General features: G+C 70.7%; 26 protein-coding genes. 20 read left to right on the forward strand and 6 right to left on the reverse strand.

The features are described 5' to 3' along the window. Positions 1-7: 7 nt before the first annotated feature. The 12 genes from VFV67_RS05140 (at position 8) to VFV67_RS05195 (ending at position 9,496) form a co-directional block, all read left to right on the forward strand. Positions 8-1,168, forward strand: a complete 1,161-nt coding sequence (locus VFV67_RS05140) for an MraY family glycosyltransferase (protein WP_326467590.1) — start codon at positions 8-10, stop codon at positions 1,166-1,168. A gap of 232 nt (positions 1,169-1,400) precedes the next feature. Next, positions 1,401-1,646 (forward strand): AtpZ/AtpI family protein, encoded by a 246-nt coding sequence (locus tag VFV67_RS05145; RefSeq protein WP_326467591.1) that lies wholly within the window; start codon positions 1,401-1,403, stop codon positions 1,644-1,646. Positions 1,647-1,672: 26 nt separating this feature from the next. Beyond that, positions 1,673-2,071, forward strand: a complete 399-nt coding sequence (locus VFV67_RS05150) for an ATP synthase subunit I (RefSeq protein WP_326467830.1) — start codon at positions 1,673-1,675, stop codon at positions 2,069-2,071. Continuing rightward, entirely contained in the window at positions 2,068-2,805 is a 738-nt protein-coding gene (atpB, locus tag VFV67_RS05155) for a F0F1 ATP synthase subunit A (protein ID WP_326467593.1), read from the forward strand. The genes VFV67_RS05150 and atpB overlap by 4 nt, the downstream gene beginning before the upstream one ends. Before the next feature lie 60 nt (positions 2,806-2,865). Next, a complete protein-coding gene (gene atpE, locus VFV67_RS05160; RefSeq protein WP_326467595.1) occupies positions 2,866-3,117 on the forward strand; it encodes an ATP synthase F0 subunit C in 252 nt (83 codons plus the stop codon). Continuing rightward, a complete protein-coding gene (locus VFV67_RS05165) occupies positions 3,117-3,626 on the forward strand; it encodes a F0F1 ATP synthase subunit B (RefSeq protein ID WP_326467596.1) in 510 nt (169 codons plus the stop codon). The genes atpE and VFV67_RS05165 overlap by 1 nt, the downstream gene beginning before the upstream one ends. Beyond that, on the forward strand, positions 3,626-4,177 hold the full coding sequence (atpF, locus tag VFV67_RS05170) for a F0F1 ATP synthase subunit B (RefSeq protein ID WP_326467598.1): 552 nt from the start codon (positions 3,626-3,628) through the stop codon (positions 4,175-4,177). Before VFV67_RS05165 ends, atpF begins: the two co-directional genes overlap by 1 nt. Further along, the gene (locus VFV67_RS05175) at positions 4,177-4,995 is read left to right on the forward strand and encodes a F0F1 ATP synthase subunit delta (protein WP_326467599.1); all 819 of its coding nucleotides are present in this window, start codon (positions 4,177-4,179) and stop codon (positions 4,993-4,995) included. The genes atpF and VFV67_RS05175 overlap by 1 nt, the downstream gene beginning before the upstream one ends. Before the next feature lie 52 nt (positions 4,996-5,047). Then, positions 5,048-6,694 (forward strand): F0F1 ATP synthase subunit alpha, encoded by a 1,647-nt coding sequence (atpA, locus tag VFV67_RS05180; protein WP_326467600.1) that lies wholly within the window; start codon positions 5,048-5,050, stop codon positions 6,692-6,694. A gap of 4 nt (positions 6,695-6,698) precedes the next feature. Continuing rightward, positions 6,699-7,649: a F0F1 ATP synthase subunit gamma gene (locus tag VFV67_RS05185; protein WP_326467602.1), complete on the forward strand. Its 951-nt coding sequence runs from the start codon at positions 6,699-6,701 to the stop codon at positions 7,647-7,649. Positions 7,650-7,651: 2 nt separating this feature from the next. Next, positions 7,652-9,100: a F0F1 ATP synthase subunit beta gene (gene atpD / locus VFV67_RS05190; protein ID WP_326467604.1), complete on the forward strand. Its 1,449-nt coding sequence runs from the start codon at positions 7,652-7,654 to the stop codon at positions 9,098-9,100. 27 nt (positions 9,101-9,127) lie between these two features. Further along, positions 9,128-9,496 carry a F0F1 ATP synthase subunit epsilon gene (locus tag VFV67_RS05195; RefSeq protein WP_326467605.1) on the forward strand — a complete coding sequence of 123 codons (369 nt, stop codon included), beginning with the start codon at positions 9,128-9,130 and terminating at the stop codon, positions 9,494-9,496. 65 nt (positions 9,497-9,561) lie between these two features. On the opposite strand, the gene VFV67_RS05200 is transcribed toward VFV67_RS05195, so the two are convergent. After that, positions 9,562-10,914 (reverse strand): hypothetical protein, encoded by a 1,353-nt coding sequence (locus tag VFV67_RS05200; protein ID WP_326467606.1) that lies wholly within the window; start codon positions 10,912-10,914, stop codon positions 9,562-9,564. Between the two features lie 2 nt (positions 10,915-10,916). Further along, positions 10,917-11,429 carry a SigE family RNA polymerase sigma factor gene (locus VFV67_RS05205; RefSeq protein ID WP_326467607.1) on the reverse strand — a complete coding sequence of 171 codons (513 nt, stop codon included), beginning with the start codon at positions 11,427-11,429 and terminating at the stop codon, positions 10,917-10,919. A 215-nt stretch (positions 11,430-11,644) separates the two neighbouring features. Here VFV67_RS05205 and VFV67_RS05210 point away from each other — a divergent pair, with 215 nt between their 5' ends. Continuing rightward, on the forward strand, positions 11,645-12,085 hold the full coding sequence (locus VFV67_RS05210) for a DUF2550 domain-containing protein (protein WP_326467609.1): 441 nt from the start codon (positions 11,645-11,647) through the stop codon (positions 12,083-12,085). A gap of 57 nt (positions 12,086-12,142) precedes the next feature. Next, on the forward strand, positions 12,143-13,702 hold the full coding sequence (locus tag VFV67_RS05215) for a glycoside hydrolase family 10 protein (protein ID WP_326467610.1): 1,560 nt from the start codon (positions 12,143-12,145) through the stop codon (positions 13,700-13,702). Here the strand turns inward: VFV67_RS05215 and VFV67_RS05220 are convergent. Together VFV67_RS05220 and VFV67_RS05225 are read right to left on the reverse strand one after the other, a co-directional pair. Then, entirely contained in the window at positions 13,699-14,271 is a 573-nt protein-coding gene (locus VFV67_RS05220; protein ID WP_326467611.1) for a cob(I)yrinic acid a,c-diamide adenosyltransferase, read from the reverse strand. The genes VFV67_RS05215 and VFV67_RS05220 overlap by 4 nt on opposite strands. A 9-nt stretch (positions 14,272-14,280) precedes the next feature. After that, entirely contained in the window at positions 14,281-14,862 is a 582-nt protein-coding gene (locus tag VFV67_RS05225; protein ID WP_326467613.1) for a hypothetical protein, read from the reverse strand. An 87-nt stretch (positions 14,863-14,949) separates the two neighbouring features. Between VFV67_RS05225 and murA the strand changes: the two genes are divergently transcribed. Both murA and ggt read left to right on the forward strand, forming a co-directional pair. Further along, positions 14,950-16,251, forward strand: coding sequence for a UDP-N-acetylglucosamine 1-carboxyvinyltransferase (gene murA / locus VFV67_RS05230; RefSeq protein ID WP_326467614.1), 1,302 nt, complete (start codon positions 14,950-14,952; stop codon positions 16,249-16,251). A gap of 57 nt (positions 16,252-16,308) precedes the next feature. After that, on the forward strand, positions 16,309-18,138 hold the full coding sequence (ggt, locus tag VFV67_RS05235; protein ID WP_326467616.1) for a gamma-glutamyltransferase: 1,830 nt from the start codon (positions 16,309-16,311) through the stop codon (positions 18,136-18,138). Here the strand turns inward: ggt and VFV67_RS05240 are convergent. Next, a complete protein-coding gene (locus tag VFV67_RS05240) occupies positions 18,112-18,426 on the reverse strand; it encodes a hypothetical protein (RefSeq protein WP_326467617.1) in 315 nt (104 codons plus the stop codon). The two genes, ggt and VFV67_RS05240, sit on opposite strands and share 27 nt — an antisense overlap. Positions 18,427-18,448: 22 nt before the next feature. Between VFV67_RS05240 and VFV67_RS05245 the strand changes: the two genes are divergently transcribed. Genes VFV67_RS05245 through VFV67_RS05255 form a run of 3 tightly spaced genes read left to right on the forward strand, consistent with a single transcriptional unit; the run spans position 18,449 to position 22,214 of the window. Beyond that, positions 18,449-20,551 (forward strand): protein meaA, encoded by a 2,103-nt coding sequence (locus VFV67_RS05245; protein WP_326467618.1) that lies wholly within the window; start codon positions 18,449-18,451, stop codon positions 20,549-20,551. Between the two features lie 54 nt (positions 20,552-20,605). Further along, positions 20,606-21,421, forward strand: a complete 816-nt coding sequence (locus tag VFV67_RS05250; protein ID WP_326467619.1) for a transporter substrate-binding domain-containing protein — start codon at positions 20,606-20,608, stop codon at positions 21,419-21,421. A 19-nt stretch (positions 21,422-21,440) separates the two neighbouring features. Beyond that, the gene (locus tag VFV67_RS05255; RefSeq protein ID WP_326467621.1) at positions 21,441-22,214 is read left to right on the forward strand and encodes an enoyl-CoA hydratase-related protein; all 774 of its coding nucleotides are present in this window, start codon (positions 21,441-21,443) and stop codon (positions 22,212-22,214) included. A gap of 217 nt (positions 22,215-22,431) precedes the next feature. Here VFV67_RS05255 and VFV67_RS05260 read toward each other — a convergent pair whose 3' ends face one another. Further along, on the reverse strand, positions 22,432-22,980 hold the full coding sequence (locus VFV67_RS05260) for an NUDIX hydrolase (RefSeq protein ID WP_326467623.1): 549 nt from the start codon (positions 22,978-22,980) through the stop codon (positions 22,432-22,434). A 37-nt stretch (positions 22,981-23,017) separates the two neighbouring features. On the opposite strand from VFV67_RS05260, the gene nucS reads away from it, so the two are divergent. Then, on the forward strand, positions 23,018-23,677 hold the full coding sequence (gene nucS, locus VFV67_RS05265; RefSeq protein WP_326467625.1) for an endonuclease NucS: 660 nt from the start codon (positions 23,018-23,020) through the stop codon (positions 23,675-23,677). Positions 23,678-23,679: the final 2 nt, after the last annotated feature.

Consider the following 23,679-nt stretch of genomic DNA (forward strand, 5'->3'; position numbering starts at 1 on the left):
TGGCGCCGTGCCGCCCGCCGACTACGCCCCAGCCGGGCTCCCCATCCGGGAGTACCTCCTGGTTCTGCTCACCGCGGCGGTGCTGACCTTCCTGGCCACCCCTCTGGTGCGGCTGCTGGCGTTCCGGATCGGCGCGGTGGCCTACCCGCGCAGGCGCGACGTGCACACCGCGCCGATGCCCCGGCTCGGCGGGCTGGCCATGTACGTGGGCGTGTGCGGGGGGATGCTGCTCGCCCACCAGCTGCCGGCGTTGCGCCGGGCGTTCGACTACTCGCTGGATCCGATGGCCGTCCTGGTCGGCGGCGGCGTGATCCTGCTGATCGGGCTGCTGGACGACCGGCTGGAGCTGGACTCGCTGACCAAGCTCGCCGGGCAGACCACCTCGGCCGGCATCCTGGTGCTGCTCGGCCTGCAGTGGTTCGTGTTCTGGGTGCCGTGGGGCGCCGATGACGGCGGCGGGTCGATGCTGATCCTCGATCAGAACCAGGGCGGCCTGCTGGTCGTGCTGCTCGTGGTGACGATGGTCAACGCGATGAACTTCGTCGACGGGCTGGACGGCCTTGCCGCCGGCATCGGGCTGATCTCGGCCAGCGCCATGCTGGCGTTCTCGCTCAACCTGCTCAAGAAGACCGGCGGGGACGTGCAGAACTACGCGCCCGCGCTGATCGCGGCCGCGCTGGCCGGGGCCTGTCTCGGGTTCCTGCCGCACAACTTCCAGCCGGCCCGGATCTTCATGGGCGACTCGGGCTCGATGCTGATCGGGCTGATGCTCGCCGCGTCCAGCACGTCCGCCTCCGGCAAGGTGGCCAACTCGCAGAGCGGCGCGGCGGTGAACACGCTGGCGCTGCTCTCGCCGCTGCTGGTGGTCGCCGCCGTGCTGTTCGTGCCGCTGCTGGACCTGCTGATGGCCGTGGCCAGACGGACCCGCAGGGGCATGTCGCCGTTCCACGCCGACAAGATGCACCTGCACCACCGGCTGCTGGAGATCGGCCACTCGCAGCGCCGCGCGGTGCTGCTGATCTACCTGTGGGCGGCGGTGCTGGCGTTCGGCACGGTGGCGTTGGCGCTGTTCGACGAGTTCGTTGTGGTCTGGGGAATCGGCATCGGTCTGCTGTTCGCGCTGCTGGTCTCCGCCATCCCCCGATTGCGTGACGTTCGGCGCTCCTGACCCGCGGCCGGAAAAGCGTCGCGGGCCACCCGTTTCCACCCGGTCGAGTGGCCTGGCACACAGCATCCTGACCTGCGCGGGCCGTGCGAAAGTCGGTTAACAACCGTGTGGTAGCGTCCCGTTTGTCCCTGGGACGAAAGGGACGCCGGCCGCGTCTGCGGTGAATCAGGGGACCTTTGCCTGGTAGCACCGCAGCCAATGACACCGACCGACGAAGGAGAGCTGCACTTGAGTGATCATCACGCACCTGCAGCGCTCCGGTAGGGCAGCCATGCCGAACAAGCCGGCGAGCCCGCGGGAGCTCATCGGCGTCGGCTCGGCGATCGCGGGGTTGGTCGCCGGAGGCATGTTGTTGGGGTGGTTCGTGGATTCCAGAGCGGACACCCTTCCGGTCTTCGTGTTCATCGGTCTCGCGGTCGGCATGATCACCGCGAGCTACTACGCCTACGTCAAGTTCCGTAACTTCATGAAGGATTGAGGGTCGAGGGTCCAGTCGTGTCAGCCATGCAAGCCGCTGCGGCGAACGTCCCGGCCGCCATCGTCGTAAACCTGCGCAAACCGGTGCTGATCGCCGCCGGCATCGGCGTCGTCGGCCTGGTCGTGTGCGGGCTGCTCGGGCACATCGTGATGGGAATCCTTGGCATCGTGGGCATGGGCCTCGGGGTGCTGAACACCCGGCTGCTGCAGAAGTCCGTGATCAAGGTGATCGCCAGTGAGAACCCGAGCAAGATGGCGATCGGCCGGTCCTCGGTGCCGCGGCTGCTGCTGATCACCGCGCTGGCGTTCGCGCTCGGCATCTTCGTCCGGCCGGACGGGCTCGGGGTGTTCTTCGGTCTGGCCATCTTCCAGGTGATCATCATGGCCACCACGGCCGCGCCCGTCATGAAGGAGCGTCGCAAGTGATCGGGGAGCGAATCCTGGCCGCCGAGGGCACCGAGGTCCAGATCGGCCACCACATCGAGTTCCAGGCGCTTGGCATGACGTTCAACCTCGACACGATCCTCGGCACGCTGTTCGCCGCCGGGATCGTGGTCGGGTTGGGGCTGTTCGTGCGCGCGAAGGTCACCGCCGGGGTGCCGAACGGGACGCAGCTGTTCTTCGAGTCGGTGATCAGCTTCCTGCGCAACCAGGTGGAGACCAGCATCGGGGTGCGCACCGCGCCGTTCCTGGTGCCGCTGTCGGTCGCGCTGTTCGTGTTCATCCTGGCCTGCAACTGGATCGTGATCCTGCCGCTGCACCACTACCTGCCGCCGCCGACCGCGGACGTCAACCTGGTCTATCCGATGGCGCTGATGGTGTTCTTCTGGCGCCAGGTGTCCGGATCGCGCCAGCACGGCGGTGCCGGCCGGCAGTTCCTGCACATCGCCAAGGGCCACCAGCCGGCGCTCGCGCCGATGTGGCTGCTCGAGGAGATCACCAGCTTCGTCTCGCACGCGCTGCGACTGTTCGGCAACCTGTTCGCCGGCGGCGTGATGCTCGCGCTTTTCGGACTGATTCCGGCCTGGATCGCGTGGGCGCCGACCACGGCGTGGAAGTTGTTCGACATGTTCATCGGACTTATCCAGGCATTCATCTTCGCGTTCCTCACCATCATCTACTTCGCACAGTCGATGGAGGACCGGGAAGCGCACCACTGACGCTGTGAAGTTTTTGTCCAATAGTTCGTCGTTGCACACAGAGAATGAACAGGAGTTTCGATGGCAGACGTCGGAGAGTCGCTCGTCACGATGGGCGCCTACATCGGTGGTGGCCTAGCACTCGCCGGCGGTGCGGCCGGTGCCTCCATCGGTGACGGTCTGGCCGGTAGCCAGCTCGTCGCCGGTGTGGCCCGGCAGCCGGAGGCTCAGGGACGGCTGTTCACGCCGTTCTTCCTCACGGTCGCGTTCGCCGAAGGGAACTACTTCATCAACGTGGCGTTCGCGGCGTTGTTGATGTTCGCTCTCGCTTGATGACCGCCATGACCATGATGCCGTTGGCCCAGGAAGAAGAGCCGAACAACTTCCTCGTACCGAACGGCACCATCATCGTCGAGACGATCATCATCATCGCGGTGCTGATCATCTTCTTCCGGTACATCGTGCCGCCGATCCGCAAGGCGATGCACGAACGCAACGAGATGGTGCAGCGTTCTCTTGACGAGAGCCGTGCGGCCGAGGAGAAGTTCCGGCAGGCCGAGCAGCGCTACCAGGCGGCTCTGGCCGAAGCCAGGAGCGAGGCGGCCCGGATCCGGGACGCCGCGCGTGCCGAGGGCCAGAAGACGTTGGACGAGCTGCGTTCCCGGGCCTCGGCCGAGGTCGCCGAGCTGCGGGCGGAGGCGGCCCGCCAGCTCGACGCGGAAAAGGACCGGGTGCTCGCCGATCTGGAGCCGCGGGTCCAGGACCTCGGCGCCGACCTGGCCGGCCGGGTGATCGGTGAGGATGCCGGTTCCGGCACCACGGGCCGAAAGGGGACCCGCTGATGGCAGCGTTCATCGCCGAGCTGATCGCCTTCGCGCTGATCCTCTACGTGCTCTGGCGCTACGTCGCGCCACCGGTGCGCGGGCTGATGCACAAGCAGCAGGCGACGATCGGCAAGCAGGTCGAGTTCGGCGTGCAGGCGAGCGAGCGGCTGGCCGAGGCGGAGCGGAAGTTCCAGGAGGCGGTCGCCGAGGCCCGCACCGAGGCGGCGAAGATCCGGGACTCCGCCCGGGCCGACTCCCAGCGGATCGTCGAGGAGCTGCGCCAGTTCGCCCAGCAGGAGGTCGAGCGGATCCGGCAGCGCGGTCAGGACGACCTGGCCTCGATGCGGCTGCAGGTGATGCGCGAGCTGCGGGCCCGGATCGGCGAGCTGACCGTGGCCAGGGCCGACGAGCTGATCCGGGAGCGGCTGTCCGACGACACCCGGCGGTCGGCCACGGTCGACCGGTTCCTCGGTGAGCTGGACGCCATGGCGGCACCCGAGCCGGCCGAGGCGCCCAAGCCACGCGCCCGGCGCACCCGGGCGAGCGCGACCAGCAAGGGGGAGAGCTGATGCAGTTCGCCAGCCGGGAGTCGATGCGCGAGGCGCGGGAGCGGTTCGAGGAGCTGATCTCCGCGGGCACCCCGGACACGCTGCGCTCGCTGGCCGACGAGCTGTTCGCGGTCGCCGGCGTCGTGGACCGGGAGCGCACCCTGCGCCGGCACCTAGCCGACCCGGCCACGTCCGAGGACAAGCGCAGAAGGCTCGCCGACACGGTGTTCGGCGGCAAGGTGTCCGACGCCGCCCTCGAGATCCTGCAGGGCCTGGTGGCCAGCCGGTGGTCGGCCGGCGGGGATCTGGTCGACGCGGTGGAGACCCTGGCCCGGTTGGCCGCGCTGGCCGTGGCCGAGCGGGACGACGCGATCGAGGACGTCGAGGACGAGCTGTTCCGGTTCGCCCGGGTGCTGGCCGCCCAGCCGCGGCTGCGTGACCTGCTCGCCGACCAACTGCAGCCGGTGGACGGCCGGCTCGAGCTGCTCGACCGGCTGCTGTCCGGCAAGGCCCACCCGGTCACGCTGCAGTTGCTGCGGCAGGTGGTCCGGCTGCCCCGGGGCCGCAACCTCGACGCGGTGGCGGCCCGGCTCGCCGAGCTGGCCGCCGAACGGCGCGGCCGCTCGGTTGCGGTGGTCACGGCCGCCGCGCCGCTGACCGCGGAGCAGGAGGCCCGGCTCACCGACATCCTTTCCCGGATCTACGGCCGCGCGATCGACGTGCAGATCGAGCTGGACGCCGGCGTGCTCGGCGGCCTGGTGGTCCGGGTCGGCGACGAGCGGATCGACGGCAGCGTCGCGGCCCGGCTGGCGGCGGCCCGCCAGCGACTGTCCGGGTGAGACGCCCCCACAGACCAGACCGACAACGCAAGAGAACAGGGACCCAATAGCCATGGCGGAGCTGACGATCTCCTCAGACGAGATCCGGAGCGCGATCGAGAACTACGTCTCCACCTTCTCGCCGGAGCCTTCGCGCGAGGAGGTGGGCACCGTCTCGGAGGCCTACGACGGGATCGCCCTCGTCGAAGGCCTGCCCTCGGCGGTGACCAGTGAGCTGCTCGAGTTCGAGGGCGGCGTGCTCGGCGTCGCGCTGAACCTCGACGTGCACGAGATCGGCACGGTCATCCTCGGTGACTTCGACAAGATCGAGGAGGGCCAGCCGGTCAAGCGGACCGGTCGGGTGCTGTCCGTGCCGGTCGGCGATGCGTTCCTCGGCCGGGTGGTCAACCCGCTCGCCGAGCCGATCGACGGCCTTGGCGACATCGAGACGAGCGACCGGCGCGCGCTGGAGTTGCAGGCGCCGAGCGTGATCGACCGTCAGCCGGTGAAGGAGCCGCTGCAGACCGGCCTCAAGGCGATCGACGCGATGACGCCGATCGGCCGCGGCCAGCGTCAGCTGATCATCGGCGACCGCAAGACCGGCAAGACGGCGGTGTGCGTCGACACGATCATCAACCAGAAGCAGAACTGGGCCAGCGGCGACCCGAAGCGCCAGGTGCGCTGCATCTACGTGGCGATCGGCCAGAAGGGCACCACGATCGCCGGTGTGCGGCAGGCGCTGGACGACGCCGGAGCGCTGGAGTACACCACGATCGTCGCCGCGCCCGCCTCCGACTCGGCCGGCTTCAAGTGGCTGGCCCCGTACACCGGCTCGGCCATCGGCCAGCACTGGATGTACGAGGGCAAGCACGTCCTGATCGTGTTCGACGACCTGACCAAGCAGGCCGAGGCCTACCGGGCGATCTCGCTGCTGCTGCGCCGCCCGCCGGGCCGCGAGGCGTTCCCCGGTGACGTGTTCTACCTGCACTCCCGCCTGCTCGAGCGCTGCGCGAAGCTGTCCGACAAGCTCGGCGGCGGCTCGATGACCGGTCTGCCGCTGATCGAGACCAAGGCCAACGACATCTCGGCCTACATCCCGACCAACGTCATCTCGATCACCGACGGTCAGTGCTTCCTCGAGGCGGATCTGTTCAACCAGGGTGTCCGGCCGGCGATCAACGTCGGTGTCTCGGTCTCCCGGGTGGGCGGCAGCGCGCAGATCAGGGCCATGCGCAAGGTGGCCGGGTCGCTGCGGCTGGACCTGTCCCAGTACCGCGAGCTGGAGGCGTTCGCCGCGTTCGCCTCCGACCTCGATGCCACCTCCCGGGCGCAACTCGAGCGCGGGGTGCGGCTGGTGGAGGTGCTCAAGCAGCCCCAGTTCTCCCCGATGCCGGCCGAGGAGCAGGTGGTGGTCATCTACGCCGGCACCCAGGGCCACCTGGACACGGTCCCGGTCGGCGACGTCAAGCGGTTCGAGTCCGAGCTGCTCGACTACGTCCGGCATCACGCCGAGGGGATGCTGGCCGACATCCGCGAGTCGGGTGAGCTGTCCGAGGACGCCGAGAAGCGGCTGGTCGACGTGATCGACGAGGTGAAGAAGAACTTCACCGCGTCGGACGGCAGCTCGGTGGTCAACGAGGCCGCCGCAAAGGCCATGGATCCGGACTCCGAGGGTCGCGAGTCGGTCAAGGTCCGGCGGCCGGCGCCGAAGAAGGGCTAGTCGTATGGCTGCACAACTACGGGTCCTCCGGCGACGGATCCGCGCCACCAAGTCGATGCGGAAGATCACCAAAGCGCAGGAGCTGATCGCCACCTCGCGCATCGCCAAGGCGCAGGCGCGGGTGGAGGCGGCGCGCCCGTACACCGAGGGGATCACCGGGGTGGTCTCGGCCCTGGCCGAGACCGCGGCCCTGGACCACCCGTTGCTGGTGGAGCGGGAGAACCCGGACCTGGCCGCGGTGCTCGTGGTGACCAGCGACCGGGGCCTGGCCGGCGGCTACAACGCCAACGTGCTGCGCCGGGCCGAGGAGCTGTTCGCGCTGCTCCGGGACCAGGGCAAGGAACCGGTGCTGTACGTGATCGGCCGCAAGGGCGTCAACTACTACCGGTTCCGGCAGCGTCCGGTCGCCGAGGCGTGGACCGGCTTCTCCGAGCAGCCGACCTACGAGGCCGCCGCGACGATCGCGCGGACGCTGGTGACCGCGTTCCTCGCCGGCACCGAGTACGCCGAGGACGACGCCGCGCCGCTGGGCACCGGTGAGGACACCGCGGCGCTCAACGCCGACGAGATCCACATCGTCTACACCGAGTTCCGCAGCATGCTGAGCCAGGTCGCGGTGGCGCACCGGCTGGCGCCGATCGAGGTCGAGTACGGCGCCGAGGTCAGCGGGGAGCCGACGCTCTACGAGTTCGAGCCGGACGCGGACGCGCTGTTCGGGACGCTGCTGCCGCGGTACCTGTCCACCCGGGTGTACACCGCCCTGCTGGAGTCCGCGGCGTCGGAGTCGGCGTCGCGCCGCCGGGCGATGAAGGCCGCGACCGACAACGCCAACGAGCTCATCACCGGCCTGACGCTGCAAGCGAACCGGGCCCGCCAGGCTCAGATCACCCAGGAGATCAGCGAGATCGTCGGCGGCGCCAACGCGCTCGCCGCTGCCGCAGGAAGTAGTGATTAGCGATGACAACGACAAAGCCGACCACGCCGGCGGCACCGTCCACCAACACCGGCCGCGTCCTGCGGATCACCGGGCCCGTCGTGGACGTCGAGTTCCCGCGTGACTCGGTGCCCGAGCTGTACAGCGCACTGCACGCGGAGATCGAGTTCGAGCAGCTGGCCAAGACGCTGACCCTGGAGGTGGCCCAGCACCTCGGCGAGAACGTGGTGCGCGCGGTGTCCATGCAGCCCACCGACGGGCTGACCCGGGGCGTCGAGGTGGTCGACACCGGGCGGTCCATCTCGGTGCCGGTCGGCGACGAGGTCAAGGGCCACGTGTTCAACGCCCTCGGTGCCTGCCTGGACGAGCCGGGCTACGGCAAGGACCTGGAGTGGTGGTCGATCCACCGAAAGCCGCCGGCGTTCGACCAGCTCGAGGGCCGCACCGAGATGCTGGAGACCGGCCTCAAGGTGATCGACCTGCTCACCCCGTACGTGCGCGGTGGCAAGATCGGCCTGTTCGGCGGCGCCGGCGTGGGCAAGACCGTGCTGATCCAGGAGATGATCAACCGGATCGCCCGGGTGCACAAGGGAACCTCGGTGTTCGCCGGGGTGGGCGAGCGCACCCGTGAGGGCAACGACCTGTGGCTGGAGCTGCAGGAGGCCAACGTCCTCAAGGACACCGCACTGGTGTTCGGTCAGATGGACGAGCCGCCGGGCACCCGCATGCGGGTCGCGCTGTCGGCGCTGACCATGGCCGAGTGGTTCCGGGACGTGAAGGGCGTGGACGTCCTGCTGTTCATCGACAACATCTTCCGGTTCACCCAGGCCGGTTCCGAGGTGTCCACGCTGCTCGGCCGGATGCCGTCCGCGGTGGGCTACCAGCCGACCCTGGCCGACGAGATGGGCGAGCTGCAGGAGCGGATCACCTCGACCAAGGGCCGGTCGATCACCTCGATGCAGGCGATCTACGTGCCCGCGGACGACTACACCGACCCGGCGCCGGCCACCACGTTCGCCCACCTGGACGCCACCACGGAGTTGTCCCGAGACGTGTTCTCCAAGGGCATCTTCCCGGCGGTGGACCCGCTGGCGTCCAGCTCGACCATTCTGGACCCGACCATCGTCGGCGAGGACCACTACCGCGTCGCGCAGGAGGTCATCCGGATTCTCCAGCGGTACAAGGACCTGCAGGACATCATCGCCATCCTCGGTATCGACGAGCTGTCCGAAGAGGACAAGCAGCTGGTCGGCCGGGCCCGGCGGATCGAGCGGTTCCTGTCGCAGAACATGATGGCCGCCGAGCAGTTCACCGGGCAGCCGGGTTCGACCGTGCCGCTCAAGGAGACCGTCGAGGCGTTCGACAAGCTGACCAAGGGCGACTTCGACCACATTCCGGAGCAGGCGTTCTTCCTGATCGGCGGGCTGGAGGACCTGGAGCGCCGGCACAAGGAGCTGACCTCCAAGAAGTGATGGGGTCCGTCTACAGAGGAGACTCACGTGGCTGAGATGTCCGTCGAGCTGGTCGCGCCGGACCGGCTGCTGTGGACCGGCGAGGCGACGTTCGTGTTCGCCCGCACCACCGAGGGCGAGATCGGCATCCTGCCCCGGCACATCCCGCTGGTGGCCGAGCTGGTCGAGGGCGAGATGGTCCGGATCGACACCACAAGCGGCGAAGAGGTGCACGCCGCCGTGCACGGCGGCTTCCTGTCCGTCACCGAGCGCGGCGTGAGCATCCTGGCCGAGGGTGCCGAGCTCCGCGAGGAGATCGACGTCGAGCAGGCCAAGCTCGACTTCCAGAGCGACGACGAGGAGACCCGCACCCGTGCCAAGGCACGTCTGCGGGCCGCCGGGCACTCGCCGGTCTGAGTTCGACACAGCACCCCCGGAGCCGCACGGTTCCGGGGGTGTTGTGTGTTCGGGGAAACCCGGACTCAGCGCCGGAGGTCGATCTCGGGGCCGTCGCCGATCCGGACCTGGCGGCCGGTGGCCGGGATGAGCACGGCGTCGGGGCCGCCGCCGGCCGGCTGGGTCCAGGTCTCGGTCCTGTTCACCCGGTAGGTGAGGTAGCTGCCCTGTTTGGCGGCGATCCAGCCCTGCCCGTCCGGCAGCTTCACCAGGACCGGCAGTTCGGCGGTGGGGTCGACCCAGTCGCCGGTGACGATCCAGTCCACCGTGTCGTCCGGCCGGAGTAGCACCGCGTAGATCCGCGACCGGTTGTCCCCGATCTGCACCTCGCCGACGATGGCGGACCGGCCGTCGGGCAGGCCGGTCGCCACCCGCCAGCGGCCGAACAGGGTGGTCTTCGCCCCCGGGTCGGTCAGGCCGGCCTGACCGATGGCGTCGATGAACCGGGCGTCCAGGTCGGTGAGCACCGGCCCGTGCTCGTGGAGTCGCATCAGGCGCAGCGGCCCGCCCCAGGGCAGCCGGTTGTCCCGCATGGCCGGGGCGTCCGCGGTGAACCGGCCGGAGGTGGCGGCGTACTCGAGGTAGTTGGTGGCCGGCTTGAGCGGCAGCTGGCCGTCCGGGTGATCGTCGTCCGGTGCCGGTGGGTCGGCCCGGGCCACCACCCGCACGGCGGCCGGATGGGTTCCCTCCGGGGCCTGCACCACGCTCACCCCCTCGGCGAACGCGAGCCCGGTCCAGGTCCGGCTCCCGTCGGCGATCGGTCCGGCGGAGAAGTACACCGGGCCGTCCCGCGCGACGACCAGCACGGTGCGGTCCGCCGGTCCGAACTGGAAGTAGCCGGCGTCCGGGGCGAACTGGTCGGTCACCAGCTTGAGGTTCCGGTCCATCGGGTCCATGGCGACCAGTCCGGCCAGCGTGCGCAGCTCGCCGGCGTCGGCGGACCCGCGGGCCGGGTTCGGGTGCAGGATCGTCTGCTGCATGACCACCGCGGCCGGACCGGCCGGGGTGCGCCCGGCCCAGTACACGTGTGGGGCGCCGCGCAGGTCGTCGAACACGCCGAGCCGGGCGTTCCACGAGCGGGAAAGGCCGGACCGCCATTCGCGGACCGCCGTGGCCAGCAGGTCGGGATCGGTGGCCAGGTCGCCCCTGGTCGGTTCCGCCATGCGCGGGTCGGCAACGGTGCTCGCCGGCAGGTTCTGCCACTGCACCCAGATCCCGGCCCCGGCCAGCGCGGTGAGGATCACCAGCGCGGCGACCGTGATCCGGTTGCGGGTCCGCCGGCGCCGGCCGCCCCGGACCACCTCGGCGGCGAAGCCGGGCCGGGGCTCGAGGTCCGCGGTGGCGGACCGGAGTACCCGGGTCAGCTCCAGGTGTTCCATGGTCAGCAGCTCCGATCGGTCGTTGGCGCCAGCGCGTGCGGGGCCAGCAGCGTGCGCAGCCGGGACAGGCCGCGGGAGGTCTGGCTCTTCACCGTGCCGACGCCGCAGCGCAGCGCCGCCGCCGTGTCCACTTCGGACAGGTCGTCGTAGAACCGCAGTACCAGCACGGCGCGCATCCGGGCCGGCAGCGTGCCGAGCGCGCGGACCACCAGATCCTGGTTGGCGACGGCCTGTTCGGGTCCGGGCACCGCAGGCGGGCTGGCGTCGTGGAGCGGAACCTCGACCACCCGCCGGGACCGGAACCGCCACCGGTTGGCCGCGGCGTTGGCCAGTGCCGCGCGGATGTAGGCCTCCGGGTGATCCTTGATCCGGTGCCATTTCGGGTAGACCCGTTCGAGGACGTCCTGGAGCATGTCCTCGGCGGCGCCGCGGTCCCCGCCGCAGAGGAGGAAGGCCGTCCGGAGCAGGGCCGGTGAGCGAGCGCTCACATACTCCTCGAAGTCCGACAGGGTCACCTCCAACCCCCCAATGCCTACTGGTTCACCAAGGAAGACACCGGCCTGACTGGGGAGGTTGCCAGTTGACCCCCTACACTGCCGTAGTACCAGTTTCGAGGAGACCGCGTTGCCAGGCATGATCATTCATCAACTCGCTGCGGCGAGATTGTTCGTGCGGCTCCGCGCCGCCGGGTTCCTGGCCTGACGGACGGCGGAGCGGGCAGGGAGCGGCCGTGGACATCAGTGTGGTGGTCGGAGCGCTCCTGGGTCTGGTCGCGTTAACACTGTGTTACTTGGTGGTTCGCCGGCTCCGGGTACTGCGCTCCGGTGGGGTGCACGTCGCCCTGCGCACCCGGATGGACCGCCCGGGCAAGGGTTGGCATCTGGGCGTCGGCCGCTATCGCGGCGACGAGTTCGCCTGGTTCCGGGTGCTGTCCCTGCGCGCCGGCCCGGACCGGATCATCCGGCGCAACGGCATGGAGATCGCCAGCCGGCGCGACCCGGACACCGCGGAGGCCTACGGCATGCCGGCGGACGCCAGGGTGATCAGGTTCCGCAACCGCAAGGACGGCACCCATCCCGAGGTCGAGATCGCGATGGATCCGGACGCGCTCACCGGGTTCCTGTCCTGGTTGGAGTCCGCCCCGCCGGGCCGGCTCCCGTGGGCCTCCTGAATCGTTAGACGTTCACGCTATATACAGACATGTGGTCAAAAGGGCACACTTGTCGCCATGATGCGCCGGGTTGGGCTGGTCGCGACGATGGTCGCGCTGCTGGGATCCGTTCTCACGTCGGCGGTGGCGGTGGCCACCCCGGTCGGGCCGGACTGTGTCGCGCCGAACCCGGCCACGCCGAAACGTCAGCTGCGGGCCGAATGGATCGCCAGCGTGGTCAACATCGACTGGCCGTCCCGGCCCGGACTGCCGGCCGCAGAGCAGCAGGCCGAGCTGATCCGGTGGCTGGACGAGGCGGTGGGGCGCCGGCTCAACACGGTCGTCCTGCAGGTGCGGCCGACCGCGGACGCGTTCTGGCCGTCGCCGCTTGAGCCGTGGTCCGAGTGGATCACCGGAGTGCAGGGCCAGGATCCGGGCTACGACCCGCTCGCCTTCGCGGTCGCCGAGGCGCACCGCCGCAACCTCGCACTGCACGCCTGGTTCAACCCGTACCGGGTGGCCATGCACGCCGACCCGACCCGGCTGCGCCCGGACCACCCGGCCCGCGTGCACCCCGAGTGGATCGTGCCCTACGGCGGAAAGCTTTACTACAACCCGGGAATCCCCGAGGTCCGCCGGTTCACCGAGGACGCCATCCTGGACGCCGTGCGCCGTTACGACGTGGACGCCGTGCACTTCGACGACTACTTCTACCCGTACCCCGTTGCCGGCCAGCAGTTCGACGACGAGGCCACCTGGCAGCGCTACGGCGCCGGGTTCGCCACCAAGGCGGACTGGCGGCGCGACAACGTCGATCTGCTGGTCTCCGAACTGGCCGCCCGGATCGCCGAGCACAAGCCGTGGGTGGAGTTCGGGATCAGCCCGTTCGCGGTGTGGCGCAACCGGGCCACCGACCCGGAGGGCTCGGACACCACCGCGGGCGTGCAGACCTACGACGATCTGGCCGCGGACACCCGGCGCTGGGTTCGCGAGGGCTGGATCGACTACATCGTGCCGCAGGTCTACTGGAACATCGGCTTCGCGCCGGCCGACTACGCGAAGGTGGTCGACTGGTGGGCCCGTCAGGTCGACGGCACCGGCGTGCGGCTCTACACCGGCCAGGCCAACTACAAGGTCGGCGTGTCCACCCAGTCGCCGGCCTGGATGATCCCGGGCGAGCTGTCCAGCCACCTCACGTTCAACCGCTCCTACCCCCAGGTCAGCGGCGACGTGTTCTTCTCGGCCAAGGACGTCCGGGCCAACCGGCTGTCCCACATGGACATTCTGGTCGCCGAGCACTACACCCGGCCGGCCCTGGTCCCGGCCAACCCGGGACCGGCCCCGCGCCGCCCGGTCCTGCTGCCCGCCCGGCGCGGCAAGGACGGCGTCACCCTGCACTGGCTGCACGATTCCCGGTCCACCGCGTTCGCCGTGTACCGGCTGGACGGCCTGCGCGGGGCGCGTCCGTGCGACCTTGCCGACGCCAGCCACCTGGTGGCCACCGGCCGGCACGCCGACGGTCCGGTGCAGCGGTTCACCGACACCACCGCCGCACCCGGCCGGCACTACACCTACGTGATCACGGTGCTCGACCGAAGGCACAACGAGAGCCCGCCGAGCGGTCCACAGTGGATTTAACCACCCTGACCCGGTTGCCAGAGTATGTCGCCGTCCGGGTTGGCCACCCGGGAGAGCACGAACAACAGGTCGGAGAGCCGGTTGAGGTAACGGGCGGCCAGCACGTTGGTGCGCTCACCGTCCACTCCGAACAGTGCCCAGGCGCTGCGCTCGGCCCGGCGGGTGACCGTGCGGGCCACGTGCAGCAGCGCGGCGCCGGGCGTGCCGCCGGGCAGGATGAACGAGGTCAGCTTGGCCAGCCGGGCGTTGTACTCGTCGCACCAGCGTTCCAGACGCTCCACATAGGACTCGGTGATCCGTAGCGGCGGGTACTTGGGGTCCGGCACGACCGGTGCGCACAGGTCGGCGCCCACGTCGAACAGATCGTTCTGCACCGCGCGCAGCACGGCCGCCAGGTCCTCGGTGAGCCCGCCGAGCGCGAGCGCCACCCCGATCGCGGCGTTGGCCTCGTCCACGTCGGCGTAGGCGGCCAGCCGGGGATCGGTCTTGGACACCCGGCTCCCGTCGCCGAGCGCGCTGGTGCCGCCGTCCCCGACCTTGGTGTAGACCCGCGTGATGTGGACCGCCATACGGCCACCCTAGCGCCGGGACCGGTCCCGCAGCGCAAGCCGGACCGACCACAGCAGCACCAGCACCAGCGCGACCAGCGCCAGCCAGAACCCGATCCGGCTGTGCACCAGATCCCGGGCCTGGGCATCGGTCACGGCGAACGTGTCACCGCCGAGCCGGACCGCCGTTCCGGCCAGGTCCAGCACCGACGCCTTGAGGTTGGCCTGGGCGATGAGCTCGGTGCCGGCCAGGAGCGCCGCGGCCAGCGCCGCACCGCCGCCGATCACCAGCGGCCGGGCCCGCAGCGCCGGCAACAGGCTGGCGACCAGACCGGCCGTGATCAGCACGACGGTGAGGATCGCCGGTAGCTGCGCCCCGGGCTCCGGCAGCTCGTCGGTGCCCAGCTCCTCGCGCGGGACGGTGGCCAGCTCGCCGGTGGCGGTCAGCGTCGGCTCGGCACCGGTGACCAGGTCAAGGCCGGTGAAACCGACGTCCACCGAGCCGGCGTTCTGCGGCGCGTCGCAGGCGACCGCGACGAACGGCAGCAGGAAGAACAGCAGGGCCAACACGAATCCGGCCGGGCTGACCAGTCGCGGCAGGAGGAGCCTCATGGGCCGGCAGGGTAACTCCGGGCCCGCGCGGCCGTGTCCGCACCCACCCACCCGGGTGAGGTTTCCGCCCGGGCAAGATGGGCGCTCGTGACGGAGCACTTCCAGGTTCGAGGTGGCGCGCGGCTGGCCGGCGAGGTCGACGTGGTCGGCGCCAAGAACAGTGTGCTCAAGCTGATGGCCGCGGCTCTGCTGGCCGAGGGCACCACGACGCTGACCAACTGCCCGCAGATCCTCGACGTGCCGCTGATGGCCGACGTGCTGCGCAGCCTGGGCTGCGAGGTGCGCATCGACACCGACCGCGGCAGCGGTCAATCGGCGACCGCTCTGGTCACCATCACAACGCCGGCGAAGCTCAACCACCGGGCCGACTCGGCCTCGATGGGCAAACTGCGCGCCTCGGTCTGCGTGCTCGGCCCGCTGGTCGGCCGGTGCCGGCGCGCGGTCGTCGCGCTGCCCGGCGGCGACGCGATCGGTTCCCGGCCGCTGGACATGCACCAGAGCGGGCTGCGCCAGCTCGGCGCGCACAGCGAGATCGAGCACGGCTGCGTGGTGGCCGAGGCCGAGGGGCTGCACGGGGCGCAGATCTGGCTGGACTTCCCCAGCGTCGGCGCGACCGAGAACATACTGATGGCCGCCGTGCTGGCCAGTGGCACCACGGTGATCGACAACGCCGCGCGGGAGCCGGAGATCGTCGACCTGTGCACGATGCTGCAGCAGATGGGCGGCAAGATCGAGGGCGCCGGCACCTCGACGCTGACCGTGCACGGCGTGGACGCCCTGCAGCCCACCGAGCACCGGGTGATCGGCGACCGGATCGTGGGCGCCACCTGGGCCTTCGCCGCGGCCATGACCTGCGGCGACGTGACCGTGCGCGGCGTCGACCCGCACCACCTGGATCTGGTGCTGGAGAAGCTGCGGTTGGCCGGCGCCGAGGTGACGATCACCGGCGAGCAGATGTTCCGGGTGGTGCAGCGGGACCGGCCGGTCGCGGTCGACTTCGTCACCCTGCCCTACCCGGGGTTCGCCACCGACCTGCAGCCGTTCGCCGTCGCGCTGGCCTCGATCGCCGACGGCACCTCGATGATCACCGAGAACCTGTTCGAGGCGCGGTTCCGGTTCATCGAGGAGATGGTGCGGCTCGGCGCGGACGCCCGGACCGACGGGCACCACGCGGTGGTGCGCGGGGTCGAGCAGTTGTCCAGCGCGCCGGTCTGGGCGTCGGACATCCGGGCCGGGGTCGGGCTGGTGCTCGCCGGGCTGTGCGCGGACGGCGTGACCGACGTGTGGGACGTGTTCCACATCGACCGCGGCTACCCGCTGTTCGTGGAGAACATGACCCGGCTCGGCGCGGACGTGCGCCGGGTGTCCGGCCGTTCGGAGCATGCGTAGCCCACGGCGCGGGAGTAGAACAGGGGCACCACTCGTTTCCTCGCCGAAGGAGCCGCCGTGCGTGCCCCCCGCCGATTCAGCTCGGTGTTATCCGTCGTTGCGCTGACAGCGGCCGGACTTGCCGGGGCGACCCCGGCACTGGCCGACACCCCACCGGCCAAACAGGCGGTGGCCAGAGGGTTCGGTGGTGCGGTCGTCTCGGACACCGTGGAGTCGACCAGGGCCGGGCTCGCGGTGCTGCGCCGTGGCGGGACCGCGGCCGACGCCGCGGTGGCGGTGGCCGCGACGCTCGGCGTGACCGACCCGTACGTGGCCGGCATCGGCGGGGGCGGCTACTTCGTGTTCTACGACGCCCGGCGGCACCGGGTGTTCACCATCGACGGCCGGGAGACCACGCCCGCGGCCGGCGACGAGCGGATGTTCACCGACGCCGCCGGCAACCCGCTGGCCTTTCCGACCGCGGTGACCAGCGGCCTCGGCGTCGGCGTGCCCGGCAACCTGGCCACCTGGCAGCGCGCCCTGGACCGGTGGGGCCGGTTCAGCCTGGCCGACAACCTGCGTCCGGCGATCGACGTGGCCGACCGCGGCTTCGTGGTGGACGCCACGTTCCGCGAGCAGACCCGGCAGAACCAGACCCGGTTCGCCCAGTTCAGCTCCACCCGGGAGCTGTTCCTGCCCGGCGGGGCGCTGCCCGAGGTCGGCTCGGTGCTGCGCAACCCGGATCTGGCCGACACGTACCGGGAGATCGCCCGGCACGGCACCCGGGCGCTCTACGGGGGCGCGATCGGCCGGGACACCGTGACCGCACAGCGCGACCTGCCGCTGGCACCGGACGCCACGCTGGTGCCGATCCCCGGCCGGATGACCCTGGCCGACCTGCGCGCGTACCGGACCATCGACCGCGACCCGACGCACGTCGCGTACCGCGGGCTGGACGTCTACGGCATGGCCCCGTCGTCCAGCGGCGGCATCACGGTCGGCGAGTCGCTCAACATCATGGAGCGGTTCGACCTCGGCCGGCTCGATCGCGTCTCCGCGCTGCACCGGTACCTGGAGGCCACCCGGCTGGCGTTCGCCGACCGCAACCGCTACATCGGCGACCCGGCGTTCGTCGACGTGCCGCAGCGGGCGCTGCTCTCCGACCGGTTCGCCCGTCAGCGGGCCTGCTTGATCAACCCGGCCCAGGCGCTGACCAGCCCGGTCGCCCCCGGCGACCCGAACGGTTCCGCGGCGTGCACCCCGGCCTCGTCGGGTGCCGCCGCGGGCAACGAGGGCGCGCACACCAACCATTTCGTGGTCAGCGACCGGTGGGGCAACGTGGTGTCCTACACCAACACCATCGAGCAGCTGGGCGGCAGCGGCATCGTCGTACCCGGCCGCGGGTTCCTGCTCAACAACGAGCTGACCGACTTCAACTTCGCCCCCACCCAGGGCACCGCTCCCGACCCCAACCTGCCCGCCGCCGGCAAGCGGCCCCGGTCGAGCATGTCCCCGACGATCGTGCTCCGGCACGGCCAGCCGTTCCTCGCGGTCGGCTCGCCGGGCGGCGCCACCATCATCACGACCGTCGTGCAGATCCTGTTCAACCGCGTCGACCTGGGCATGTCCCTGCCCGAGGCGATCGCCGCGCCGCGCGCCTCCCAGCGCAACGCCGCCACCACCCAGGTCGAACCGGCCTTCCTGGCCCTGCCCACGACGCCGGGCCTGCAGGCCCTCGGGCACGCGTTCGCCATCCGGGACACCTCGTCGCTCGACCCGACGATCCGGATCAGCCCGGACATCGGCGTCGCGTCCGGCCTGGAGTTCCTGCGTGGTGGTGAGGTCCTGGCCGCGGGCGAGCCGACCCGCCGGGGCGGCAGCTCAGCGGGCGTGGTCTTCCCCCGGTGACGGATAACCGAGCAGGGTGCGGATCGCGGTGTTCTCGTCCCCGGGGAACACCAGGATCCGCATCCCGTTCCCGTCCTCCGCCGGCACGGTGGTCGCCTTGATCCCGACCTCCTGCAACCGCTCCTCGACCACCCGCGCGGCGGTCGAGCTCGGCACCCGCGCCACCTCACGCAGCAGCCCGTAATCCTTCCGGTGAGCCCGATCCGTATCCAGGTTCGACGCCCACCGCAACACCAGCGCAAGCACCCCTATCGCCAGCAACGGCACCAGCAACGTGTACGCGGCCACCCCCTCATTGTCACCGCGTGCTGTGAGGAATGGCACCAGGGCGGACCGGGTTACTGGCCAGTACGCTGGATCGGAGCGTTCCGGGAGGTGTCCGATGCCGTATCCGTCCGACCGTGAGCGGGACCGGCCGTGGGTGATGCGCACGTATGCGGGGCACTCCTCGGCGGCCGCTTCGAACGCGCTGTACCGGCGGAACCTGGCCAAGGGGCAGACCGGGTTGTCGGTGGCCTTCGACCTGCCGACCCAGACGGGGTACGACCCGGACGACGAGTTGGCCAGGGGGGAGGTCGGCAAGGTCGGGGTGCCGGTCAGTCATCTGGGGGACATGCGGGCGTTGTTCGCCGAGATTCCGCTGGCCGAGGCGAACACCTCGATGACGATCAACGCGCCGGCGATGTGGTTGCTCGCGCTCTACATCACGGTGGCGCAGGAGCAGGCGGCGGAGCAGGGGCAGGACTGGCACGACGTGGTGGCGCGGCTGTCCGGTACCACGCAGAACGACATCATCAAGGAGTACCTGTCCAGGGGGACCTACGTGTTCCCGCCGGGGCCGAGCCTGCGGCTGATCACCGACATGGTGGCCTGGACGGTGGCCAACGTGCCGCGCTGGAATCCGATCAACATCTGCAGCTACCACCTGCAGGAGGCCGGTGCGACGCCGGTGCAGGAGGTGGCCTACGCGCTGTGTACGGCGATCGCGGTGCTGGACGCGGTCCGCGACTCGGGTCAGGTGCCGGCCGAGAAGTTCGGTGACGTGGTCGGGCGGATGTCGTTCTTCGTCAACGCGGGCGTGCGGTTCGTCGAGGAGCTGTGCAAGATGCGCGCGTTCACCGAGCTGTGGGACGAGATCACCCGGGACCGGTACGGCGTTGCCGACCCGAAGCAGCGCCGGTTCCGGTACGGCGTGCAGGTGAACTCGTTGGGGTTGACCGAAGCCCAGCCGGAGAACAACGTCCAGCGGATCGTGCTGGAGATGCTCGGCGTCAGCCTGTCCCGCACCGCGCGGGCAAGGGCGATCCAGCTGCCGGCGTGGAACGAGGCGCTCGGCCTGCCCCGGCCGTGGGACCAGCAGTGGGCGCTGCGCATGCAGCAGGTGCTCGCCTACGAGACGGATCTGTTGGAGTACGAGGACATCTTCGATGGTTCGCACGTCGTTAAGTCCAAAGTGGACGAGATCGTCGCGGGCGCGAAGGCGGAGATCCAGCGGGTGCAGGACCTTGGCGGCACGGTGGCCGCGGTGGACAGCGGGTACATGAAGACCCGGCTGGTCGCCTCGCTGGCCGAGCGGCGCGGCCGGATCGAGGCCGGCGAGGAGATCGTCGTCGGGGTGAACCGGTTCGACACCACCGAGCCGAGCCCGCTGCAGGCCGAGGGCGCCGAGGTGATCCACCAGTCCGACCTGACGGCCGAGCGGCAGGCGGTCGAAGCGATCACCGCCTGGCGCGCCCGGCGCGATCAGTCCGAAGTGGACAAGACACTGGACGTGTTGCGGGACACCGCGAAGACCGCAACGAACCTGATGGACGCCACCCTGGACTGCGCCCGCGCGGGCGTCACCACCGGCGAGTGGGCCGGCGCGCTGCGCGAGGTGTTCGGCGAGTACCGGGCGCCGACCGGGGTCGCCGAGGCCAGCGCCGGCGGTGCGGCCGGCGCCGGGCTCGCCGAGGTGCGCGAGCTGGTCCGGGCCACCGGGGCCGAGCTGGGGCAGCGGCTGCGCATGCTGGTCGGAAAGCCCGGCCTGGATGGACATTCCAACGGCGCCGAGCAGATCGCCGTGCGGGCAAGGGACTCCGGCTTCGAGGTGGTGTACCAGGGCATCCGGCTGACCCCGGAGCAGATCGTGGCAGCGGCGGTGCAGGAGGGCGTGCACGTCGTCGGGCTGTCCATCCTGTCCGGATCGCACCTGGAAGTGGTACCCGCCGTCGTGGCCGGTCTGCGGGCCGCCGGCGCCGCGGACATTCCGGTCGTGGTCGGCGGAATCGTGCCGCCGGCCGACGCGGCGATCCTTCTTGATCGCGGAGTCGCTAGGGTGTTCACGCCCAAGGACTACGAGATGACCCAGATCATGCGCGAGATCGTCGACGTGGTCCGCTCGGCGAACGGGATGGCCACGACACAGGGGTGAGCGATGGGCTGGACACGACGCCAGTTACTCCGAAACTCTCTCGGGTGGGCAGCGGTGGTCGGGTCCGGCGCGGCGCTGTCCGCATGCGCCAAGGCCGTGCCCGGCACCCCGCGCGCGGCCAGATCCGGCCCGGCCCGTCCGACCAGCTCCCGCCGGCCGGCGCCGCGCCGCATCCGCCTCGGCACCCAGAAGGGGCAGCCGCACGCGGTCGAGGTCGTCCGGGCCGTTGTGGACGAGTTGGGCATCGACCAGGTCGAGGTGCTCGAGCTCGAGTTCGGCGCGCTCTTCCCGGCGCTGCAGGCCAAGCGGGTCGACCTGGCCGGCATCCTGTATCCGGGCCAGGTGAGCTGCGGGAGCCTGGTGTGGTCGGCGCCGGATCATGTCGGGCTGTGCGCGCTGGCCGTGCCGGTGGGAAATCCCAAGGGGTTCAAGACGATCGCCGACGCGGTCGGTGCCGGCGCCAAGATCGCGGTGATGAAGGACCTGCCCGAGCACAAGTTCGTGATCAGGACCAAGGTGCCGGCCGGGCAGGTGCTGGCCATTCCCGGGCCGGTCGAGATGCTCAAGGCGGTCGAGCGGGGTGAGGCCGCCTGCGCGGCGTTCAGCGACATCGGGTTGCGCAGCCTGGCCAAGGCGGACCTCGCCGAGGTGGAGGTGACCGCGCCGTTCACCCTCGAGGGCGAGCCGCCGGTGGCCGGCGCGTACGCCTTCGGCAGCGACGTGGACAAGGAGCTGGTGGCCGGCTTCGACAAGGAGCTGCGCAGCCTGCAGTCGTCCGGGCGGTGGCTCAAGCTGGCCGAGCCGAGCGGTTTCATCAAGGAGAACCTGCCGCCGGCCGACCTGCGCACCGAGGACCTCTGCGCCCGCTGAGCGGGGGTACCGTGCAGTGATGGGCGACCACCAGCACATCACCGTCAAGCGGGAGAACGGCACGGTCCGGATCACGATGAACCGGCCGGCCCGGCGCAACACGCTGACCGAGGAGCACCTGGCCGAGCTGCTCGCCGCGTTCCGCGCCGCGGGTGCCTCGGACGCGACCGGGATCGTGCTCGCCGGCGAGGGCCCGGTGTTCTCCGCCGGCCACGACTTCGCCGACGTCGCCGGGCGGGACCTGGTCGGGGTGCGCGCGCTGCTGACCCTGTGCACCGAGCTGATGCGCACCGTCCAGTCGGTTCCCCAGGTCGTGGTGGCCCGGGTGCACGGCCTGGCCACCGCCGCCGGCTGCCAGCTGGTGGCCTCGTGCGACCTCGCCGTCGCCGCCGAGTCCGCCGGCTTTGCCCTCCCGGGCGGCAAGGCCGGCTGGTTCTGCCACACCCCGGCGGTCCCGGTGGCCCGCTCGATCGGCCGCAAACGCCTGATGGAGCTGGTGCTCACCGGCGACGCCGTGGACGCCCGCACCGCGCTCGACTGGGGCCTGGTCAACGCGGTGGTCCCGGACGCCGAGCTGGACGACGCCGTCGACGCCCTGCTCGCCCGCGCCACCCGCGGCAGCCGGGCCAGCAAGGCGCTCGGCAAACACACCATCTATGCCCAGCTCGACCGCCCGGAAGCCGACGCCTACCAGATCGCGCTTGAGGTCATGGCCGCCGCGGCGCAGCTCCCCGGCGCCCGCGAGGGCATGGCCGCCTTCCTGGAGAAGCGCACCCCCGTCTGGCCCGACTGAACGCGGTCGCGCCGTACCACCTGTCCACAACGCCACGAGCTGTCCACACCCAAGATCATCTCCCCCCGCCCCGGCACCCCCACCCGATACGCTGGAGCAGGGCTCGCCCCCCGGGACGGGTGGGGGCTGTCCTCTTGTTGGCGGCGCCTTTTTGTTGGGGTGGGGGCGGTCCTTTTGTTGGCGGCGCCTTTGTTGGGGTGGGCGTTTCTGTTGGGGCTCATGGCTTGGGTGGGCTGGTGGTTCGTTCGCGGAGCAGCAGGAGGGTGTAGGCGGCGATCGACTGGGCGTCGGTGATGTCGGCGTGGGTGATCATGGTTTCCAGCTCGGTGCGGCTGAACCAGGCGCAGCGCATGTCCTGTTCCTCGTGCTCACGCTGGGGTGGGCCCTCGGTCAGGCCGGTGGCCAGGAACACCCGGCCGCGTTGGCTGGACATGCCGGGGGCCACGTCGAGCAGGCCGATCTCCTCGATGCACCGGGCGGCCAGGCCGGTCTCCTCGCGCAGCTCCCGGGCGGCGAGCTGGACCGGGTCGGTGTCGGCCCGGTGCGGCGCGGTGCCCTGCGGGAACTCCCAGCGGCGCAGGCCGAGCGGGTAGCGGAACTGCTCGACCAGCATGAACCGCGCGCCGTCGTAGGGCAGCACCAGCGCGTAGTCCGGCTTGTCGACCACGCCGTAGACCCCGGCCGAACCGTCCGGCCGCCGGATCGCGTCCTCGCGGACCGTCATCCACGCGTTCTGGTAGACCTGCCGCGAGTCGAGGGCTTCCATGCCAGCGATCCTGCCCGAGCCGGATAACCTGCCTGCCGTGCGCCTCGTGATCGCTCGCTGCCAGGTCGACTACGCCGGGCGGCTCACCGCCCACCTGCCGATGGCCACCCGTCTGCTGCTGGTCAAGGCGGACGGCTCGGTGTCGGTGCACTCCGACGACCGCGCCTACAAGCCGCTCAACTGGATGAGCCCGCCGTGCTGGCTGACCGAGGCCCCGGGCACCTGGACCGTGCAGAACAAGGCCGGCGAGCAGCTGATCATCGGCATCGAGGAGATCCTGCACGACTCGGCGCACGACCTCGGCGTCGAGCCGGGCCTGGTCAAGGACGGCGTCGAGGCCCACCTGCAGGCGCTGCTGGCCGAGCACATCGCCACCCTCGGCGACGGCTGGTCGCTGATCCGCCGCGAGTACCCCACGGCCATCGGCCCGGTGGACATCCTCTGCCGGGATCACACCGGCGCCACGGTCGCTGTCGAGATCAAGCGCCGCGGCGAGCTGGACGGCGTCGAGCAGCTCACCCGCTACCTCGACCTGCTCAACCGCGACCCGCTGATCGCTCCCGTGCACGGCGTCTTCGCCGCCCAGCAGATCAAACCCCAGGCCCGCACCCTCGCCGAGGACCGCGGCATCCGCTGCGTCACCCTCGACTACGACCAGCTCCGCGGCCTGGAAAGCGCCGACCTGCGGCTGTTCTGAGC

The organism is Actinophytocola sp. (genome assembly GCF_035762905.1).
Classification (GTDB): domain Bacteria; phylum Actinomycetota; class Actinomycetes; order Mycobacteriales; family Pseudonocardiaceae; genus DASYTH01.